Source organism: Nocardia sp. CY41 (assembly GCF_009829325.1).
Taxonomy (GTDB): Bacteria; Actinomycetota; Actinomycetes; order Mycobacteriales; family Mycobacteriaceae; genus Nocardia.
Map to the genome: position 1 here is coordinate 1 of NZ_VUOS01000024.1, position 19570 is coordinate 19570.

General features: G+C 67.1%; 23 protein-coding genes and 1 pseudogene. 9 read left to right on the forward strand and 15 right to left on the reverse strand.

From position 1 onward, the window contains the following. Positions 1-93 precede the first annotated feature (93 nt). Together GVY64_RS25845 and GVY64_RS25850 are read right to left on the reverse strand one after the other, a co-directional pair. On the reverse strand, positions 94-960 hold the full coding sequence (locus GVY64_RS25845; RefSeq protein WP_236567187.1) for a ferritin-like domain-containing protein: 867 nt from the start codon (positions 958-960) through the stop codon (positions 94-96). Positions 961-1324: 364 nt separating this feature from the next. Next, entirely contained in the window at positions 1325-1663 is a 339-nt protein-coding gene (locus GVY64_RS25850) for a hypothetical protein (protein WP_159846587.1), read from the reverse strand. A 194-nt stretch (positions 1664-1857) separates the two neighbouring features. Between GVY64_RS25850 and GVY64_RS25855 the strand changes: the two genes are divergently transcribed. After that, a complete protein-coding gene (locus tag GVY64_RS25855; protein WP_159846590.1) occupies positions 1858-2130 on the forward strand; it encodes a hypothetical protein in 273 nt (90 codons plus the stop codon). 320 nt (positions 2131-2450) lie between these two features. Here GVY64_RS25855 and GVY64_RS37325 read toward each other — a convergent pair whose 3' ends face one another. From GVY64_RS37325 to GVY64_RS25870, 4 genes are all read right to left on the reverse strand, one after another. Next, complete coding sequence (locus GVY64_RS37325) at positions 2451-2822, reverse strand: DUF5994 family protein (protein WP_236567218.1); 372 nt, start codon at positions 2820-2822, stop codon at positions 2451-2453. Continuing rightward, the gene (locus GVY64_RS39190) at positions 2764-3057 is read right to left on the reverse strand and encodes a DUF5994 family protein (protein ID WP_442939632.1); all 294 of its coding nucleotides are present in this window, start codon (positions 3055-3057) and stop codon (positions 2764-2766) included. The genes GVY64_RS37325 and GVY64_RS39190 overlap by 59 nt, the downstream gene beginning before the upstream one ends. A gap of 174 nt (positions 3058-3231) precedes the next feature. Beyond that, positions 3232-3480, reverse strand: a complete 249-nt coding sequence (locus GVY64_RS39195) for a DUF5994 family protein (RefSeq protein WP_159846593.1) — start codon at positions 3478-3480, stop codon at positions 3232-3234. 515 nt (positions 3481-3995) lie between these two features. Beyond that, the gene (locus GVY64_RS25870; RefSeq protein ID WP_159846596.1) at positions 3996-5243 is read right to left on the reverse strand and encodes a patatin-like phospholipase family protein; all 1248 of its coding nucleotides are present in this window, start codon (positions 5241-5243) and stop codon (positions 3996-3998) included. Between the two features lie 410 nt (positions 5244-5653). On the opposite strand from GVY64_RS25870, the gene GVY64_RS25875 reads away from it, so the two are divergent. After that, the gene (locus GVY64_RS25875; protein WP_159846599.1) at positions 5654-6259 is read left to right on the forward strand and encodes a hypothetical protein; all 606 of its coding nucleotides are present in this window, start codon (positions 5654-5656) and stop codon (positions 6257-6259) included. A 155-nt stretch (positions 6260-6414) separates the two neighbouring features. Here GVY64_RS25875 and GVY64_RS25880 read toward each other — a convergent pair whose 3' ends face one another. Continuing rightward, positions 6415-6693, reverse strand: a complete 279-nt coding sequence (locus GVY64_RS25880) for a hypothetical protein (RefSeq protein ID WP_159846602.1) — start codon at positions 6691-6693, stop codon at positions 6415-6417. Positions 6694-6754: 61 nt separating this feature from the next. After that, positions 6755-7126: a hypothetical protein gene (locus tag GVY64_RS25885; RefSeq protein ID WP_159846605.1), complete on the reverse strand. Its 372-nt coding sequence runs from the start codon at positions 7124-7126 to the stop codon at positions 6755-6757. A 415-nt stretch (positions 7127-7541) separates the two neighbouring features. Between GVY64_RS25885 and GVY64_RS25890 the strand changes: the two genes are divergently transcribed. The 3 genes and pseudogenes from GVY64_RS25890 to GVY64_RS25900 all read left to right on the forward strand — a co-directional run bounded on the left by GVY64_RS25890 (position 7542) and on the right by GVY64_RS25900 (position 10585). Further along, positions 7542-8525 (forward strand): hypothetical protein, encoded by a 984-nt coding sequence (locus GVY64_RS25890; protein WP_159846608.1) that lies wholly within the window; start codon positions 7542-7544, stop codon positions 8523-8525. A gap of 280 nt (positions 8526-8805) precedes the next feature. Then, a complete protein-coding gene (locus GVY64_RS38040; RefSeq protein ID WP_236567189.1) occupies positions 8806-9522 on the forward strand; it encodes a site-specific integrase in 717 nt (238 codons plus the stop codon). Further along, positions 9417-10585 (forward strand): annotated as a pseudogene (locus GVY64_RS25900) (IS110 family transposase). The gene GVY64_RS38040 and the pseudogene GVY64_RS25900 overlap by 106 nt, the downstream one beginning before the upstream one ends. Before the next feature lie 475 nt (positions 10586-11060). Here GVY64_RS25900 and GVY64_RS25905 read toward each other — a convergent pair. The 3 genes from GVY64_RS25905 to GVY64_RS25915 form a co-directional block, all read right to left on the reverse strand. Then, the gene (locus tag GVY64_RS25905) at positions 11061-11213 is read right to left on the reverse strand and encodes a hypothetical protein (RefSeq protein WP_159846610.1); all 153 of its coding nucleotides are present in this window, start codon (positions 11211-11213) and stop codon (positions 11061-11063) included. 50 nt (positions 11214-11263) lie between these two features. Then, positions 11264-11590: a DUF3467 domain-containing protein gene (locus GVY64_RS25910; protein ID WP_159846613.1), complete on the reverse strand. Its 327-nt coding sequence runs from the start codon at positions 11588-11590 to the stop codon at positions 11264-11266. 111 nt (positions 11591-11701) lie between these two features. Beyond that, positions 11702-12226, reverse strand: a complete 525-nt coding sequence (locus GVY64_RS25915; RefSeq protein WP_159846617.1) for a hypothetical protein — start codon at positions 12224-12226, stop codon at positions 11702-11704. A gap of 436 nt (positions 12227-12662) precedes the next feature. On the opposite strand from GVY64_RS25915, the gene GVY64_RS25920 reads away from it, so the two are divergent. Together GVY64_RS25920 and GVY64_RS25925 are read left to right on the forward strand one after the other, a co-directional pair. Beyond that, positions 12663-12968 (forward strand): hypothetical protein, encoded by a 306-nt coding sequence (locus tag GVY64_RS25920; RefSeq protein WP_201298153.1) that lies wholly within the window; start codon positions 12663-12665, stop codon positions 12966-12968. A 462-nt stretch (positions 12969-13430) separates the two neighbouring features. Continuing rightward, a complete protein-coding gene (locus GVY64_RS25925; RefSeq protein ID WP_236567191.1) occupies positions 13431-14288 on the forward strand; it encodes a class I SAM-dependent methyltransferase in 858 nt (285 codons plus the stop codon). Positions 14289-14546: 258 nt separating this feature from the next. Here the strand turns inward: GVY64_RS25925 and GVY64_RS25930 are convergent, their stop codons facing one another. The 4 genes from GVY64_RS25930 to GVY64_RS25945 form a co-directional block, all read right to left on the reverse strand. Next, complete coding sequence (locus tag GVY64_RS25930) at positions 14547-14879, reverse strand: hypothetical protein (RefSeq protein WP_159846624.1); 333 nt, start codon at positions 14877-14879, stop codon at positions 14547-14549. A gap of 403 nt (positions 14880-15282) precedes the next feature. After that, a complete protein-coding gene (locus tag GVY64_RS25935) occupies positions 15283-15657 on the reverse strand; it encodes a hypothetical protein (RefSeq protein WP_159846627.1) in 375 nt (124 codons plus the stop codon). Positions 15658-16165: 508 nt separating this feature from the next. Then, on the reverse strand, positions 16166-16711 hold the full coding sequence (locus GVY64_RS25940; protein ID WP_159846630.1) for a class I SAM-dependent methyltransferase: 546 nt from the start codon (positions 16709-16711) through the stop codon (positions 16166-16168). A gap of 74 nt (positions 16712-16785) precedes the next feature. Next, a complete protein-coding gene (locus tag GVY64_RS25945; RefSeq protein WP_159846633.1) occupies positions 16786-17553 on the reverse strand; it encodes an SGNH/GDSL hydrolase family protein in 768 nt (255 codons plus the stop codon). Between the two features lie 321 nt (positions 17554-17874). Between GVY64_RS25945 and GVY64_RS25950 the strand changes: the two genes are divergently transcribed. Together GVY64_RS25950 and GVY64_RS39200 are read left to right on the forward strand one after the other, a co-directional pair. Continuing rightward, positions 17875-18243 carry a hypothetical protein gene (locus GVY64_RS25950; protein WP_236567193.1) on the forward strand — a complete coding sequence of 123 codons (369 nt, stop codon included), beginning with the start codon at positions 17875-17877 and terminating at the stop codon, positions 18241-18243. A 441-nt stretch (positions 18244-18684) separates the two neighbouring features. Continuing rightward, positions 18685-19521, forward strand: coding sequence for a hypothetical protein (locus GVY64_RS39200; RefSeq protein WP_159846639.1), 837 nt, complete (start codon positions 18685-18687; stop codon positions 19519-19521). The last annotated feature ends 49 nt before the right edge of the window (positions 19522-19570 follow it).

Genomic DNA, 19570 nt, shown 5'->3' on the forward strand with positions numbered 1-19570 from the left:
GTCCGCCCGACCAGCGCGCGCGGCCCTGACCGCCGGTCAGACCAAGTGATGGTCAACCCAGCAGGGCGACAGTCGGTGGGAGAGACACGACGATCAGAACCACTTCCCATCATCAGTGTCGGTGGGGTCGGTGAGTTCTTTGATCGCGGCGGCGGCCTGGGTGAGGTTCAGCTCCGGGAAATCGCTGATGGGGAGTTCGTCGGGATCCAGGACACTGGTGGCGCCGCGGACCGACCGCAGTGTGTTGGCGGCGGTGTCGGCGCCTTCACGGCGGGTGACCTGCTCGGCGGTGGCCAGCGCCGCGTCCCGGGACGCGGTGAAGGTTTTGACCGCGACGTCCCCGGCGCGGCCGCCCTGGGCGAGCAGTTCCCCCAGGGCGGGTCCGGTGGCGCGGACGGTGTCCAGCGCCCGGTCCAGGCCGCGCGCGGACCAGTCGACGGGCAGGTTGAACAGTCGCGCCGCGGTCCCGGTCAGCAGGGTAGGGCGCAGCGCGGCGGGTCCGCCGAGGGCGTCTTCGGCCAGGACGGTGGTCAGCCAGTCCACGGTTTCGGTGTGGGCGGTGATCAACCGGTCGGCCAACCCCACGACCTCGCGATGGCCGGCGGTGGTGGCGAGGGCTTTGATGTAGCGGGCGCGGTCGAGTAGTTGGTGTTCGAGGGTGAGATCACCCAGCAGGGCTTCCTCGAACGGCTGCGCTTGGTCGGCTAGCGCTTTGACCGCGGCGACCGCGCGGCCGAGGAACGGGCCGATGACCTCCGGGACTCCACCGAGTTCGCGGATGGCGGCTTCGATGGCGGTGGCGCGGTCGCGGGCGCGCTCGGCGTTGGCCGACAACTCCTGCCGTACGGCGTCGGTGCGGGCTTGGGCGATGCGGGTGTCGGCGATCTGGATTTCGGTGTTGGTCAACGCCAGCACAGCGCGCAGCTGCGCCAGCAACGTCGTGATCTCGCGGGTACTCATATCGACTTTCCCTCCTTCCGATGGTGAGACAGCGTCGAGTCGGCGCAACGGTGCACCGCTGTCGGGCTTACCCGCGTTCCAGACCGGCAACCCGCCCGTTACCTTCCCCTTCTACCCGCGCCGGGTAGCGGGTGTGTGCGTCGGGCCCGGGGTCCAGGAGACAGCCGATCGATAGGGAAACGGCCCGCAGACGAGAGGGTCTGCGGGCCGCCGTGTTGCGCTGGTCCAACGGTACGGCGGTAGGGGTGTCTACCCGCGCCTGAATCGGATTCGATACCTGAGGATCCGCCGCCTCCACAGCATAAATCCCCCGGGCAGTTGCGGTGGGCGAACCGCCTGAGCCCTGACCACCCCGGCGCTGGTCCTATCGGCGGTCGCTGCGTTCGACCAGTGCGGTCACCAGGGTGAGGATGCGGGCTTGTCCGGTCGCGGCGGCGGCGAGCTTGCCGCGCATCTCGGCGAACCCGTTATGCACCTCGGCGAACTGATCGTTGACCCGAGTGCGCAGGTCGCTCAGACCCGACACGGCGGCCTGGCGGAAGTCACGGATCTCGGAACGGATTTCGGTCACGTCCCGGTCCGCGCCACCGGCCAGCACCCGAACCGCCGCCGCGTCCTGTTCAACATTGCGCACCCGCCCGGCCAGCTCGCGGACCTGCTCCTCCAGCGCGGACACCCGTGCCTCGAGATCCTCCGATGTCATAGCCCGCGAGCCTACGCGGCAGCGTCACAGCTGCGGGCATTCATCCCGGCAGTGTCGGTCGTGTGTGTGGCCTTGGAGTGTTGCTCCACGGCTGGATCGGGCGGGTGGCGGTGGAGGATGCGTCACTGTAGTCTGGCCGGTCATCGAGGCTGGATCGGGCCACGACGTCACGAGCGGAGCCCGGGATGCCCAGTTTGGAAGAACGGATCGACGACATCATCGAGGATGCGACGCGGCTTGCTCACACCTCGGATCCGAACAGTGTCGAGCAGCTGCGCGCACGGCTGGATGAGCTGGTCGCCGACGTGCGCCGCACGGTCCCCACCGACAATGAGTGCCGCTACGAGTTGATCCTGCGCAGCCGCCAAGCCAAAGGCCTGCTCCTGGATGCCACCCAACGCCTCCGCCACAACCGCGACACCGCACACACCACTACTCGCCAGCACAACCCGCCCGCATCGGCCTGAGAACACCGGCCCGGCCCCGGATACGCCGGTGAACAACCACCCGTTGCGCGGACTCACCAGCAAAGCCATCACTCCAGCGACGAATCCCGACGCGGACGCACTCGGCCAGTGAGGGGGGCCTGATCGCACCAACCCTCGAGGTGGCCCGGCAGCCGCGCGACGAACTCGTCCCCGCCCCTGCCGGGTTCGGCAAACGCAATCGAATCGCTAGTGCCGCGTGGTGGCGTTCACCTCTGTCCACCCGGCAAGGGGACTCCGCCCAGGTGGTCTGCCTGTGGAGCAGCGGCTTCGTGTTCGGTGGCCGGCGTGCTGAGCCGGCTTCAGTGCCGGTCGCGGCGGGGCGCGCCGCCCCACAGCGGCTGCAGAGCCGGAAGGTCAGCGAGTCCGGGGTCCGGCGGTATCGGGCTGCCACCGTCGTCGCCGTCCCAGCGGCGTCCGTACTGGTCGGGGATCGTGCCCCACCCCCGGTTCGAGGACTGTCCCGACGCGTGCCGCATGCGCTGGGCCGCGATCAGCGGTTCGGTGTCGGCGGGGATGATCAGCAGGGCCAGTTCGGCGCCCTCGGTGCCGAACAGTTGCATAGTGTCGGGCGGCTGGCCCGGCGCCGGGCCGCAAATGTCCACTCCGTCGTCGTCATCGATCCGGCGTTGCGCGAGACTCTTCGCGTTCCAAGCGAATCCGACCCGGTCCAGGCGACCGAGCCTGGGGGGTGAGAACGGTGATCAGGTCGTGTAGTTCACTGGTGAGATTCGCGGTCCGCGGCCACCAGGCTCCATCGAGGAGCCCGGATCCGGAATCGCGACGGCGGAGCAGGACGCGTGGTGTGCGCGTCGGGGACGGGAACGGCTGCTGGCTACTTCGGGCGGAGGCTGTTTGACCCATGGCGGCGTGGTTGGTGATGGGAGGTGTCGCGCTGTCGTCGATCATGATCCACCTTCATCGGGGGGTATTCGATGCCGCTGCCAGCACAGCGTTCGCTATGCCGGCTCCGGTGGTGGAGGAGATGACCTGCAGCACGACGACGTTGCCGCGCGCACCGCAAACGTACATCGTGTTGAACCGCTCGAAACGATGAGCGTCCCAAGCGGGTTCGGTGACTGCCTAGTTGAAGGTGCCCAGCGGAGGGGAACCATCCGGCGGATCGTAGACAACCCGCCATACCGGTCCCAGGCGCGGCCGCAGGACGGTGAACAGTCCGGGGAGTTCGGCGGCGAGGTCGCGCGTGCGAGGCCACCAGACCCCCTCGGCGCAGTCGCTGCCCTCACCGCGCGGACGCAATCGCAATCGTGGTGTGTGCAGCGGTAGCTGATGAGGCGGTGCAGGATGCGCGCTCGTCGATCGTGGCGTCATGAGACGCTCCTGTCGCAGCCCCACGGCAGGGGGCCGGAATTCGAATCAGCGACGACGCGACCTTGGCTGGTCTGCATGCGAGGTGCCGCCGGATATCTCCAGCCTACTCGCTGACACGTGACGGATGCGTCGAGCTCGAGGGTGGGGCGGTGAGTGTTGCGGTCACCGTGATACTGCCGCGTCGGGCCAACCGAGCGCGTGGAATGGTGCACGGGATGGCAGCACCCCGAGTGGCCGAGTCCAACGGGATGACCGCAACCCACACCCAGGAGACCTTCACCCCCAGTCCTGGCGTGACGACCGAATCTTCGGTGACGCCGAAGTGGCGCCGTTGAACCTGGGGCCGTCTGCGTGTCGACACCGACACCGCGGCTTGCGCATCGGTCGCGTTCGTCGATCCAACCAGTTCACTCTCTACCATCCGATGCCGGGAAGTTTCAGCCGAGGGCGCCGTCGTGCGGTGTGGACCGTGACGCTGCGGGGGACGGATCCTTCTTGTGGGGGACGGATCCTTCTTATGCGGTCGTGAGTGGTTGTCGTGGTCCGATCCGCCAGGGCAGCTGCTGTGCCGGGACTGCGGCGAAGGTGGTGTCGGCGTCGCGCTGGCCGAGTTCGATGGAGGCTTCGATGAATTCGGGGTCGAAGTAGAGGTAGCTGAACAGGTCGCCGCGGCGGGGGCCGTCCCCGCCCAGTACACGGCCCAGCAGCCGTAACTCTGCTTGACGCAGTGTGGGCACGATGCCGCGGCGCCGGTGGCGTTGGGTGGCGAATACTTCTTCGGCGAGGGTGCCGAGGGTCGCTCGCGCTGGTGGGGTGATGGCAAGGAAGGGGATGACCTGTCGTGCTAGCCCGGTCGTGGTGGCGGGCTCGGTCGTGTCGACCAGCGTGTTGATTTTCGCGAGCGTGCGTAGGTCCTCGATCATCCGGTCGACCAGCGCGGCGTCCATCAGCCGCACGATGACGTCGTCCGCATCGGGCGGCGGGTCGTTGCCGGGTGCGGGCGCGGTGGCGTCGACGTCGATGACGGGGTGGGTCGCCACGACGGCGATCGCGTCGGTGCCCAGCGCGATCGCGGGTTTCAGCGGTGCGTTGAGTCGTATCCCGCCGTCCAGATACCACCCGGCCCATGGTGGCGGGTCGCTGATGTGCACGGGTGGGAACACGATCGGAATCGCCGCCGACGCGAGCACATGCTCGGCCGTGATAGCGGCGGGCACGTAATCGATCGGCCGTTCATCGTCGGATGGTGGCAGCGGCGCGGTGTCGGCGTGGTCGACGAACACGACGGTCCGGTTGTCGGCACCGGATGTCGCGACCACCGCGAGCGCGGTCCGTCTGTGGGCGATGTTGGTGCGGAGCTGATCCCAATCGATGACGGTGCGGGCCGTGCGGTACAGGGGAGCGGTGTCGAGCAGATGGGTCAGTGCCGCTCCCGGTATGCGCAGCAACTGGCCGGTGGCGCGGCCGGCGAGGCGGGGGAATGCGATGGTCGGGGACCGGAACACGTCGCCGACGGTGATGTCGCGCCACACTCGCAGTGCCTGTTGTGCTTGGTCGTCCGGCGGCAAATGCGCCAGGGCGGCGAAGATCGTCGCGTTGATGGCACCAGCGCTCGTACCGAGGAACCGCACCGATTCCACGCCGGCACGGTATAGGCGCGGCACCAGCACCGATAGCACTCCGGCCTCATAGCCGCCACGGGCTCCTGCGCCCGCCACCACGATGCTCACCCGGCGGGGCGGGGTGTCAGACCATTTGTTCATCAGTGAAGTTCCTTCACGCAGTCGAAGTGAGTTCCTTCACCGGTCTCACCTACATCGAGAAGGGCCGACGCTCTCTCCCGACTTGAGTGGGCGGCCTGTCCAGGATTTACAACCGGTCTTCGGCAACTGTGCCGCAATCTTACGAAAGGCAGGGGAGAACGCGCCGAAATCGACTCATCGATACAGGGTTGCGGGCGCGAGGAAACTGTCGACGCAAGAGTCGTCGGCGGCCTGGGAGATGCCGGTCGGGAAGTCCGCCCGGAGGGAGCGGGTGGGGCGTCCACGGCGATGTCGTCGCGGCGCAGCCGGTGACATCGTCACGCCCTCCGAACCGAGCGCACTTGCCACCGCCACACCGGCGGCAGACCATGGCCACTGGCCGGGAGGGGGTTTCTGGCACACTGTGGCCGGTGACTGCGCGACGGACATGGCTGGACGGCAGGGTCAATGTGTTCATGGCCGAGACCAATCGCCTCGGTCTGACCTGCCCGCGCGACCCGATCGGCCGGGAGATCCAGGCGCGAGTGACTGCGGTCGCCGCCACCATGGGAATCACGGAGGCTTCCGCGCGCCGCGAGTTCGACGACACCACGATCCGCGAGATGGCACGTGACATGGCGGCCGAGTTGGAGGCCGAGCAGCCGGGCGCGGATCCCATGACACTGCCGCCGACGCACATCGTGTCGACCGCCGTAGCCGGCCGAACCAGTGCTGGCCTGGCGGTCGTCGCTCAACTCGCCATCAGCGGGGATCTGCCCTCACTCGATGAGGACACCGCCGAAAACGTCCACCAGGCAATCGCGTTGATCTGCTCCTGGGGCGTGCTGACCGAGTGTTCGGCCGGTCGTCCCGGCGGCGTCGCCGTGCCCGAAGCCCTGATCCACCGGACTATCCGCGAATTCGGCACGGGGATTGCCCGCCTCGACAACGGCGTGGTCCCGCACGATGGTGGAGATCCCAGAGCACTCGCCGCAGCGTTGGCCGACAACATGCACCTGCTCCAGGCCGAACTCTAGACCGGCGTGGTTACCACCCGGCTGGCCCGGCAGCTTGGTCAGCCGCGCAGTCCAGCGGCGATCCGGTGCAAACCCAACGGTTTCGGTCTGAGGAAATCGGAGGCTGGGGCGGTCAGGGTTGCGGGAGTTCACGCGGGCGCCTCGGGCGGCTTTGGCTAGTCGTGTAACTCGACGTCCAAGACGTACTCGAAGTCTCTGATCTGGTCGATGACCTCTGGAGGGGCGGAGATGACAACGCGGTCGGCGCCGCAGAGTTGGACAACCTCGGCGCCGGTGGTGGCGAGCCAGTCGAAGAACTGCGTGCGCACCCCGCGCGGCGTCGCGCTGCCACCGTGAAGGTCCGGATCCAGACGGACGAGATAGGTGCGGGTGGACGTGGCACTCTCCTTCCTGGCCCGCCGTCGCCAGAGGGGGCCGCAGCTGAGTTGTCGCATGCCCGGAGGGCGGTCCGGAGCCCAGAGAAACCCTGCAGCGGTTCGGTTGTTCCAGTGTCGCTCACATGCTGGGCTGTCGAGCGCGACCGGTCGGGAATGGAATCGGAATGCGATCACCGGGCCGATAGGCTTCGATCGCTGCGAGATGTGCGGTGAGACCGGCCAGCGTGGTGCGGCTGCCTTGCCCGCATGGCACGCCGACGAACAGGACTTCGACCGCGCAGCGTTGCACAGAATCCGTCGCGACAGCGCGGTCGAGGACGGCCACGACCGTGGTGACGGGCTCTCGTCCGCGGTCACGGTAACCCGCTGCGGCGTCGGAGGGCCCGTAGCGCCCGTAGCTCCAGGTCAGGATTTGCGGGCCGGAGCATTCCTTGATGAACGTCCACCCGCAGACTCGCAGCAGGACGTCCAGCACGGCGAACACCCGCATGTCGGATGCGGGTGCTTCATCTGTCTAATGTCTGACCTGCCTTTTTCGGTGATCGTCTGCTCAGGCGAACACCGTCGATGTCGAAGGGGTCGGTTGTATGACAAGAACTCGACGTGCTCGGTGTTGCCATCCGAGATCTGTGAGTGCGCCGCCAGCTGACGCGGCGGTTGGCGAGACCGGGAAACGGGATCTGTCGAGTGAGTGCTGGCATTGCGGTCGCTGAGGTGATTCTTTGCGCGCAAGCGCTTTCATGACAGTGGGGGGTCGCTGGCGCAGTCGCGATCGTAGAGGCGTTTCCCCCATATCGGATTGTGTGGGTGACTGGGCAGGCTGGGCGGATGCTCGCTTCGGCAGAGATTTACTCCCCTCGGCTGACGATGCTCGTCGGTTCGTCGACTGATCGGATGATGTCGCGTTGACTGGTTGCGATCTTTGTCTCTACCGGTCGGTGACGCCGGGGCTGCCTCGACCGGGGGCGGTTTTCGAGCAGCAAATGTTAGGAATCGAGCGGCTGGAAGTCGGCGATGGCTCGGACCATCGGATGTTGCGGCGCACGTTGCGCGCCACGGCTGCGGTCAGTCTGTCGGAGGCCGAATGGATACGCCGGATGCGGGCGACCGGGACTGTCCTGCAGCCGCGGGTCAGTGTCGTCGACGGTTATGTCGCGGGCTACATCGCCCAGTGGCGTGACGCCCACAGCGCGCGCCTCGGTCCGGCGATCATCGACCTCGAGGTCGGGGCAGGCCTGAGCCTGCCCGAACTGCGGGACGGGTGGGAACCTGATCCACATGCGGCGGCGGACGCGCAGACCGAGTGGAAACTTCCTCGTTCGGTGGCGCCGTCGGCCAGGGAAACGGTGCTGTGGGGCGACACCGAGTTGTGGGCATACGCCCTGGCGGAAGTCGAGGGTTTCAACAAAACATTGGCAGGTGTTCCCAGCAGCGAGCGCAAGGTATGGGGTTGGGCGGCAAGCCGGGTCGCTGGAGTGCTGGCGCTGTGGTCGTGGCGGATCGAACCGGACGCGAGAGGAGCTTTCGCCGTCGCCGCGCACGAAGTCGGAAGGTCCGCACTCGCGGCCGGTAGCCGCGCGCGTCCGCGCATCTTCCGACCGCCCGCGCCGGATCTGGACAACGCAGCGTTCATCCTGGCCCAGTTGTGCAGGGAGGTTCACGATCCGCTGGCCGAATCCGATTTGGTCGGCGCACTGATCGTCAGTATCACCGCGATTGTGAAGGCGCATCGCGAACGCGGGGAAATGGCCCGAGCGTCGAGGATCAACGCCGCCGCAGTGGATGCCCTCGAATCGACGCGACACGACATACGCACCGCTTCGTCCACTTCGGTGATCGGCTGCCAACTCCGGCTTAGGCACGCGGCATCGCCGTCCCAGCCGAGTTAGCGCCGCACCAGCCATCACAGGATTCGCCGATCAGGCCCGGACCCTGGTCCGGACCGGCCGCGACGACATGGCGAACCCGCAGTTCACCGGCACCGACGCTCTGCCATGGTGCCGCGGAGTGAGCGGTAGAGGTGACCTTTCGCCCTGTTGGGGTTGCGGGCTCGACACGGCTATCTCGGGCATGTCCATGACGCGCCGGACGTGATTGTGATCGTCGGGTGCAGGGGTCATATCGTCGCCGTCCGTACTTGCGGGCTGTTCGAGTGGGCAGGAGGCGGGTGTGCAGGTGCAGCCGGTGTGGGCGCCGGGCGGGGGTCCGGAGTCCTGGACGGTGCTGGATGCACAATTGGCGGTGATCGAGCCGGTTGATGAGTTTCTGGCGCATTTGACCGCGATCGAGCGGGCACCGGGCACCGGGCGGTCGTATGCGTTCGATCTACGAGACTTCTTCGCGTTCCTGACTGCACACCAGATCGACTGGCGGGCAGTGCGGTTGGAGCAATTCGGCCGGTTCGTGGGTTGGTTGCGGTTGCTTGCGGGGATGCGGTCGGCGACGGTGACATCGCTGCCGACGCCTGAGGCGGCGTGTTCGGCGACGACGATCAACCGCAAGCTATCAGCGGCGGTGGGGTCGTTCTACACGTTTGTCAACGGACCCTATGTTTTAAGTGTCCGGGTTGATCACTCGGATGTCCCGGACGGGTCGGGTGTGGCTTTCAACGGACTGCCCGAGGTGGCTCCCGATGGCTGGCCGCCCGACCCGTCCACAACGACTCGGCTGCTTATTGAGAGTTGTGAATCATCGCTGAATAGGGTCCTGCCTGCGAGGTCGTTTCGGGACACGGAGCTGTTGGCGGTGAGGAGACCTGGTTGGAGCGGGTATGGGCCGACGTGGACGTCGGCAAGCATCATCACCACTGCGTGGTGGTGGATCAGCGAGGCGACGAACGATTTTCGCGGCGCGTGGCCAACGACGAGTCCGCACTGCTCGAGGTGATCGGCGAGGTCGCGGCGATAGGAGCCGACGCTACGTGGGCGATCGACCTTCACGGCAGCGAGTCTGCGTTACTGGTGACATTGCTGCTCGCACACGATCAGCAGATCGTCTACCTGCCCGGCGTGATGGTCAAACAAGCCACACGCTCGTACCGAGGCGCGGGTAAGACCGACGCGAAGGACGCCTACGTCATCGCCGACCAGGCACGGATGCGCCGAGACCTCGCCATGGTCCGCGCCGAGGAAGAACTGATCGTCGAACTGCGCATGCTCGTCACCCAACGCCAAGATCTGGTGGGAGACCGTACTCGCGCGGCGAACCGTCTGCATGATCGACTACTCGCCGTCAGTCCCGCCCTGGAAAGCGCACTCACCCTCGGGAATCGGGGACCGTTGGTGCTGCTGACCAAGTACCAGACGCCATCGGCCGTGCGGGAAGCCGGCATCGAACAGATCACCGCCTGGCTGCGGGAACACGGCGTGCGTTCGGCTGCCGCTTTGGCCGCGGCCGTCGTCCGCGCAGCCGACGCCCAGCACACCACGCTGCCCGGAGAAGGCTCGGCGCCCAACTCGTGGCGCGCTCGGCGGAGGGGGTGATGGCCCTCGACGCGCAGATCAAGGAGATCGATCAGCTCATCGAGGAGCGGTTTCTCCGCCATCGCTGCGCCGAGGTGATCATCAGCATGCCCGGGATGGGCGTCCGGCTCGGGGCCGAATTCCTCGCCGCCACCGGCGGCGATATGCGTTCCTTCGGCTCCGCCGATCGCTTGGCGAGCCTGTCCGGCGTGGCACCGGTGCCCCGTGACTCTGGACGTGTGTCGGGAAATCTGCACCGCCCCAAGCAATATCATCGCGGCCTGCAACGAGTGTTCTATACCTTGGCGCTGATCAGCATACGGGCGAGCCCCGACTCCCGGCAGTATTACGACCGCAAACGCGCAGAAGGCAAACACCACACCCAGGCCGTGTTGGCGCTGGCCCGCCGCCGCGTCAACGTCCTCTGGGTGCTGCTGCGGGAGAACCGATGCTACGAACCGTCCCCACCACAAGCCCGCGCCGCATAACCGAGCCCTTGACAACTTCATTGAGAGTCATTGGGAAGTCCCAATGTCCGTTGACCAGGCCCAGTTCTTCCCACTGCACCACGACTGAGCCTGCGGCGTTTCGACCGGTGCCCGAACTCGATGCTCAAGGGGCCCCGGCCTCACCCAGCACACTGCCACTGCGAGGTGATATGTCAAGGAGCAGGGACAGCGCCGGTCACGGTGGCGATCCGCCCGGCCTGTCGGTCGTGTGGGGGCTGTGTGGTCCGGTGCGGCTTTTCCGGGTGATTTCCCCGTCGTGCTCGACGGCCCGACATCCCGGGATGGGATCCCTCGTCGATCGGGGCGGCCGCGATAGCCTCGATCTGCCTCGCTCCAGAGTCGAGGACGCCTCACAGCCGCTTCGGCCCCGGGACCCTGCACCGGGGCCGAAGTGCTGCCCTGGGCCAGTGCGGCGGAATGCGGTGATGTGGCCCTGGGCGGCCCGGCGGTGTTTTCAGGGTGCGGGTCGTGGGCGCGGGGCGAGGAGAGTGGGCCGGTAGCGGCGGCCGCCGACCGGTGTCGGCCGGTAGCGCACTCGCGGGTCGGGCACGATCGTGCGGTCACGACGGCAGCCGATGAGTGTGATCTGCCCGGGCACGGTCGTCATCACAGTCTTTTCTCCTGCACTGTTGGAGGGTTTGCGCAACCACCGGGGGTTTATTCGCCGAGGTGGGTGATGGGCCCGAACTGGTGTTCGTAGTTGCTCATCGCGTCGTTGAGGTTTTGCATCAGCCGGAAGATCAACGCGGGCGGGAACTTCACCCGTGCGGTGACTTGCACCGGTTGGTGCATCACCGGGCCGCGGCTGTCGCCGGCGGCCGGTTCGGCGGGCAGGTAGACCAGGAAATCCAGGGTGAAGTCGGTGCGGTTGTACCAGCAGGTGAACCCGTTGGCATACACCCCGGCACTCCAGGTGTCGGGCACGATCACCTCGACATCGATGTCGCCCTCGGGCGGGCTGGGTGAGTTGGGGTCTTCGCTCACGACCGCTCACCGCCCGGGGTGGTGCCGGGCAGCGGACGCACCGGTTTCCCGATGCGCCGCCGAGCCGGCACCGTCCTCACAGAAGCCACTCTCTTCTCGGCCGGACCCCGGTCAGCGGCCTTCCAGCTGGCGGGCCTGCTGGCGGATCTGGTGCAGCTGCAGCTCCCATTGTCCGGCGCGGTCCTGGGCGCGGGTGGCCTGGTCCTCGGCCTGTTGGGCGAGTTGGGTGGCCTGGTCGGCCTGATCGGCCGCCGAAGCCGCGCGTTGCTGGGACTGGCCGGCTTCGCCTTGGGCCTGCTCGGCCTGGGCTTGGGCGCGGTCGGCCTCGCTTTGAGCCTGCTGGGCCTGATTCGACGCCAGCACCGCCGCCTGACGGGCCTGCTGCGCCTGCTGATTGGCCTGATTGGCGTTGTGCTGCGCGGTCTGAGCCTGGTTCTGCACCTGCCGCGCCTGGGACTGCGCTTGACGGGCCAGTCCGGCCGCTTGCATCGCGTACTGGCGCGCGCTTTGGGCCTCCTGGCGGGCTTCGTCCAGCCGCAGCCGCAGCATCTCCACCTCCCCACGCACATCCATCACGTCCTGACGCTGGCCCTGCGACGACGACCGGTTCTCCGTGCTCGTGTCCTGCGCTGCCATCTGAGTTCCCTTCCAAAAGTGTGGACGGTTGCATTTCCAACTGGGACGAACTCGCTCGACCGGCACATACTCCCATCACCACCGGTCGTCAGCAACTTTGAAGCAACCTACCGGAAACGGTGGCGAAACACGCCGGGAAACCAGCCACACAACATGACCGCCACCAGGCATTTCGGGTGGCCGGGACGGCGGACCGCAAACAGGCCGATCGGTGTTATCGTGGGTGGGTCGCCGGATCTCCCTCCTTTACATCCGGCGACCGGTTCGAGGGAGCCTTGTGCGACTCGCCTCCCTACCCGCCCAGGACGCCCGCGCGCACGACGTCCTGGGCGGCGACACGTCCGGGACGCTCGAGTCCACACGAACTCCGGACAGCGGAAGTAGCCACCTGGTAGTCAGGGTGTTGCGGGCTGGTCGGGGGTGTCGATGACGGCCCATGCCCGTCACCCGCGCTTCCGGCAAGTCGATCTCCATCACCCACCGACGCATCAAGAACGACCGGTTGGCCGCGACCGGCTGGGTCTGGGCATTCTCCGCCATCGGCAGCGCAGGCCCCGCCCGCGAGCATTATCAGCGTCGGCGAGCACATGGCGATCGCGACGCACCGGCGCTACGGCACCTGTTCAACAAAATGCTCGACCAGCTGTATCACTGCCTGCAATCCGGCCAGTCCTTCGACCCACTCAAGGCCTTCGGGCCGTCGCCCGACACGTCAGCCCGACGCGTGCGAGGGCATCGATGACCGCTGTCCCGTAGGGGCGGTGCGCGTCCTCGTTCCCCTGCGTCGGCGCCGCAGCGGGAGTGGTGGTGACCTCCATGGCCTCGAGTATCGCGCCCCAGCCCGACAAGCCCGGCACCCGGCACGATCATCGCGACGTTGCTCGAGGCGACCGGTGAAGCCTGGTCACGGCACAACCGCCGCCGCAGGAGAACCATTCCCCTCACCGAGCCCGAGTCCTCGGCGCCGCCGGGCACCCGCTCGATGAGATTCTCGCCAGCGGATTCTTCAGGGCCGTGGAACGCAGCTGGAGCACCGATGCCATCGCTGGTGGGAAGCTCGAGGTGTTTTCGCGGGTCTGCGGGAGGGGTTCAGCGCCTACCGGCGTCAGTTCGACCGCCCGGACCTCGTCCCCTGACCACGATCGAACCCCAGGAACCAAGCCGCATCGCATCTAACCGCGAGAGCAAGGAGCGACAACCCGAAATGACCAAGCCGCCGTCGACCCCACCGAGCTGGCCTGTCCGACCCGGCTACCGCGACGACCTCTTCCGAGGAGCGGCCGAGTACTACAGCCGGTACCGCCCGGCCTACCCCCAGCTACTGTTCGATGACCTCCTCGACCAGGCCGGCGTGGGCGGCGTCCTGGTCGACCTTGCCTGCGGCACGGGTGAAATCGCGATTCCCCTGCACACCCGATTCGCCCACGTGCACGCCGTGGACCTCGAACCCGACATGATCGAGGTCGGACGCGCCAAGGCCGAGCAGGCCGGCACCACCAACACCACCTGGAGCACCGGCCCGGCCGAAGACCTGACCGTCACCGACCCCGTGCAGCTGGTCACGATCGACAACGCGTTCCACCGCCTGGACCGATCACTGATCGCCGAACGCGCCCGCCAATGGCTGACCCCCGGCGGCTGCCTGGCCATCCTGTGCAGCAGCACACCCTGGAGCGGGACCGAGCTGTGGCAAGCCGTCGCCGTCGATGTCGTGGCCCGATGGTCCAGCGAACCGGGCCGCGCTGCGGTCGCACCGCCAGCGACGGCCGAGAGCACCGCCCCAGCACGACGCACTCATGAAGAGTTCCTGCAAGAGGCAGGGTTCGGCGACGTCACCGAGTACCGGTTCCCGACACCACACGCTTGGACGGTGGATGAGTTCCTCGGATTCTTGTGGTCGACCTCCTACACCGCACGGATTCGTCAAGACCCCGCTCTCGCAGAAGAATTCGAGACCGACCTGCGAGCACAGCTGCTCGAACGCGAGCCATCCGGACAGCTGCGGGAGTCGATCGCGCACTACTACATCCTCGGCCGCAATCCAGACCCGTCGCGCAGGTGATCGCCGTCGTGAGCGGCCCTCCAGGTTCGAGCAAGTTCACGATTGCCACACCTTGGCCGCGCGGGTCGGCATTCCGGCCATCATCCGCGACCGCCAGCTGACGGACGGCAGGCAAAGCCGGTCCGGGCCGACATCCGACCGGGGCCAGCCTTCCTCGATTGCGCTGGTCCCCAACTCGATTGGGGCATCGATCACGCTTCCGGAGCGGTGCGGGAAACGAGTTGCATTGCAGCGGCGAACACTCCCGTTGAACAACGCTCAGCAATTGAACGGGAAGCGCGACTTCGGCGGGGCAGGCGGCTGCGCGGGCGCGAGAGTCGAGGTCACCACGGTGGCGTCGGCCGGCCTATAGGGTGAGTCCATGTGGGTGAGGGTCAGCACGACCAGCACGAGTGCCGGGATGCCGAAGAGCGCGGCGAGGCCCCACCAGATCGGGTTGGGTGATGCACTGCGGTAGCCGTGGTAATAGGGGGACCGGTAGCGCCCCGGCCGCTGCGGTGCGCGTCGATCGGTGAAGCGGACCGACCCCCTCACGTAACTGCCGCCGACCCGTCCCCTACGCGAATGCCCCCGCACGGCTTCATACCCCATGACCGCCAGTATGACGCGAGAGCCCGACACGATCAGCCAGTCAGGCACATTTGTCGATCACATGGGGGGTTTCAGATCAGCGGACGCACACAGGGGACCGCCCAGGAGGGAGATGGCGGACCCAGCGCAATAGCTGTCCTCTGCGCTGTCACGAACCTCGCGACACGAGTTCGAGACGGCAGGCACGGTCGATCCGAGCTACTCGAATGGTCCTGCAACGGCCGTTACACGCGCCGCGTTGTGTCGTAGGAAGGTTTGGGCCTGGCGGGTGGTGTCGGCCGGCCATCCGCCAGACCCGACACCTCCAGTCTGGAGAGCATCCGTTCTCGGACGCTGAGAATTTGCAGAAGTTTGCGGGTTCAAAAGGTTGGCCTGTTTTCCTGACGCAGAACAGGTTCGACCGTCACGCGATAGATTCACACCAGCAGCCGTACTGTCGTCTGGACTCGTCGTAGCCTCGAAAACAACGCGACGGGGGCTGCACGGTGTGGCACCGGAAATCTTTGCACTTGCCGTCGTGGAGATAGCAGCGGTCCGAGTCGAGAACATATTCGCTCGGACCGTCGGGGAACACTTTGAAGAGGAGTTCTTCGCGTTCTGCTTCTGTTGCGGGCCGGACGTATCGTTGGCCGTCCTCGTCGACGATGAAAAAGCCGAACGGGAACCGGACGTCACCTAGCGAGATGCTGCGCAGATCGCGAAACGCCGGATGATCCGGGTGGTCTTCCCCGACCTCGAAAACGGCAATGCCATTCCTTTCGCGCATGATGTCCTCCATTCGGAAATGGGCAGAACCCGGTGCCACGTGTCGGCAGACACCCGGAGGGCGACACCCGGGGACTCGCCCGGCAAAGGTGCGAGCGGGCCTCCGGGGTGTCTACGCCCTCCGGGCGCTGTCACGATGACCGCAGGGACGTGCTCGTGACAGCGCCCGACACTACGGTCGCACCCGTCCGGGTACCCGATACCACAGTTCACGCGTGTCACGCCCGCCTTCGGGCACGTGACGCCGGTCCATTCGGCCCTGGCGTCCCGGCCGAACCTGCGGTGTCGAGCTCCGAAGGATCGCTTGCCCAGTGCGGCGGTCCATTCGGCCTCCTGCCCGATGTCCGGCGCCGTACCCGGCGGGATCGAACTCAGCGGTCCCGCTACCGGAGAGCAGTGCAGAAGGGCGATCGGCGACGGCGACATGCGCGGCCAGCAGGCCCAGCTGAACCTGCACCTCCGGCGTCATGTCGCTACCGGTCAACTCCTGCGCAGCGAAATGCAGCTGGTGACGCGCGAACTCAGACGCTGTAGCGGGTGGGAGCGTCCAGCATCCGCAACGCCTTATCCGGGTCCAGGCCCCGCACCGCGGTCAGCAGCGGATCGGCGTCGGCGTTGGGCGCGATCACTGACAGCACGCCGTTCGTCCGCAGCGGCTCCGCCAGTGCGGCGATCACCCCGGCGGGGTCAGGTAGGTACTGGATGAGCTTGTGGCACAGCAGTACATCGAAATTGTCGCGACCGAACTCGTCACCGAGGGTGTCGAGGCTGGCGCGCCGGGTGGTGACGCGGTCGTTCAGGCCGCGGTGTGCGGCCGTGGCACGTGCCTCGGCGAGGGACTGCTCGGAGATGTCGGCGATCGTGACGTGATGGCCGCGTGCGGCCAGTTCGAGCGCGTCGAGGCCGTTGCCCCCGCCGACATCCAAAATGTCCAGTGGGCCGGCCGGTAGGTGGGCGGTGAGGTTCGCGGCCGCGGTGGTGTAGCGCAGCCGACCCCATGGGCTGGCTTGCCACCGCGCGAACGCGCCGAATTTCTCGTCGAAGACATCGGCCTGTGACTCACTCACCGCACACCACCTAGCCTTTCGGATCAGGGTTCGATTCGAGATTTCGATGGTAGGGATTCCGCACTGCGCGAGGGCTACTGAGCGTGATGCTGCTGCGTTGTGGTCCGCGTCGAGTCGTTCGTGAGCGCATGTTCGATGATCACCGCCTCGGTGGGGCAGCGCACGATCTCCTCGGCGAGCAGGTGATCACCGAGATCGGATAGGTGCACTCCGTCGGAACGCCACAGCGTGGCCGACGCCCCAGCCGCCGCGGGAACGCCGGGAGCCCACCCCAACGCCGTTGCTGTCGCCATGAACCGATCCCAGACGTCGATGAAGCACGCACCGACGTCGAGGGCGGCGTGGCGGGCGCGTTCGTTGTATCGGGCGAGCTCAGCGTTGACCGCGGCGGTGTCGATGCCGGGCAGCCACCCGATCGGCGGGGCTGCGATGACCGCCAGCGTCCGCGCGCGGGGTTCGAGCGCGCGCAGAGCGGCGCGCATGTTGGCCTCGTACGCGTCGATCGGTACGCCTTCGGGTCGCTGCTGGAAACGTCGCCAGACGTTGTTGGTCCCGCAGCCGACTACCGCTACATGCCACGCCTGGCCGGTGGTGCCGGCACGGATTTCGGCGAGTACGTCAGCTGAGGTCGCTCCGCCGACAGCGAAGTTGTCCGACTCGACCTCGACCGATGGGTGTCGGGCTCGCAGGGCGATGGTGGCGGCATAGGCGAAGCCGCGATGGCGCCACTGGGTGATCTCGACCATGCTGCCGACATCCGGGAGGTCTGCGGGGTCGGCAAGGCGCGGATTGTGCGCTTCGTAGGCTTCGATCAGGCTATCGCCCCACCATGCGATCCGCACCGACCTGCGCGGCCCGTCAGTGCGCCGGGATGATCCGCAAGACGGTGTCCGATGTCCTGGGTTCACAGCGCGGGCCCACGGCGGTCGACTACCAGTGATTTCTCCGACATCGTCTCCTCGCGAGTGTGGTGGCGGACCGAGGGTCCATGTTAGGTCGGTCGGGACGCCCCGACACCAACTGCCTTGCGATGGAGTCCGATTGCGGGGATTGTGCCGAACTCGCCTCGCCTCGCGCTGCGCAGCAGCATGATGTCTTTCGATCGGAACCGAGGTAGGGGGCGATGAGTGAGCGAGTATTCCGATGACGACCCGCGGCCGGGTGTGACGCCGCTGCAGCTGCAGGCGGCTCGTGCTCTGGATGAGCTGTCGGTCGAGGAGGTGCACGAACTGCTGCGCCGCGTTGCCGACGGTAGCGCAACCCCCGCGGAGCGTGCTCGAGTGGCCTGCTGGGGGCACGCTGCGGTCAGTATCGTGCACTCGGTCCGCAACATCATTCGCAACAACGTCGGCGGCCGCGACGAAGACACCCTGCGCCAGATCTGCTGGTTCCTGGGCCTCGATGAGCTTCCGCCCGGCACCTCGATGCTCGCACCCAATTCCGACGAGGACATCGCGATGCTGCGCGAGCACGTCGGCTGCGATGGCAGGCGCAACGGTGCCGCTGGATCGCCCGAGCCCGGCAACTGGTGACCCTCGCACTTCAACGATCACACACTCCGCGCAGCACCCCCCCGACACGATCTACTGGCCCCGCGCGGTCGTGCCGCTCGTCGGGGGCATCGGGTTCGACGTCGATTCCGACCGGCGCATAGGTACCGGCGCCATCGCCGACGTATGCCCTGGCAACATCCGGCGGCTGGTCGAGCCATCAACCGCCACCCACTGACCTTGGCCGCGATCAGCGCTGGCCCCCGCAACACGAGGGCCAGCGCTTTTCTGTTACGCGGCCGCGGTCCAATCCTCCTCGGGCTCGGCCATCATTGCCATGGCGGCAGCTGTACGCACGAGCCTCCACACATGACAGCGCTCCCACACCAGTCCGCCAGCCGGTTTGGGGACACCGGCGTCGGTGAGGGCACGAGCGATCGCCGCGCAGGGCACCCCGTCGCGATACATCGCCACTTACCCCTCATGACCACCCCACAACCCACGCCGCAGCGCGACTGGGCACACACCAACCCGTACCTGCGCCGACACCTCACAACCCACGCCACCGCAGGCGAGCTACTCCCAGAACTGCTGCACCACACCCGATTCTGGCTCTACACCGACATCGACCGGCTCGCCCGCGCACTCGCTGGCCCCGACCTGCCCGACACCACAACCACTCGCCTCCTGCAGCGCGCCCTCGACACGCTGCGTACCACCACCGACCCCGCCGAACGCGCCACCATCCTGCACGCATTCGCTCTCCGCGACGAATCACAAGCCATCCCCACCATCACCACCACACCAGAACACCCCTGGAAACCACGCTGGACAACCTCCCCCACTACTACCCTCCACCGCGCACTCCCCGGCCACACCGACGAGGTGAATTCGGTGGCGTTCGGAACCCGCGCCGACGGCGGCCTGCTCTTGGCCAGCGGCGGCGACGATGGGACGGTGCGGGTGTGGGACCCCGAGACCGGGGAATCGCTCGGTCCACCGCTGAGCGGCCACACCGACGAGGTGTACGGGGTGGCGTTCGGAACCCGTGCCGACGGCGGCCTGCTCTTGGCCAGCGCCAGCAGAGATGAGACTGTGCGACTGTGGGACCCCGACACCGGACAGCCGCTCGGGTCACCGCTGAGCGGCCACACCGACGTGGTGAGGTCGGTGGCGTTCGGAACCCGTGCCGACGGCGGCCTGCTCCTGGCCAGCGGTAGCGACGATGGGACGGTACCCCGAGACCGGGGAACCGCTCGGGTCACCGCTGACCGGCCACACCGGCACCGTGAACACGGTGGCATTCGGGCCCCGCTCTGACGTCCGCCTACTCCTGGCCAGCGGCAGTAGCGATCGCACGGTGCGGATG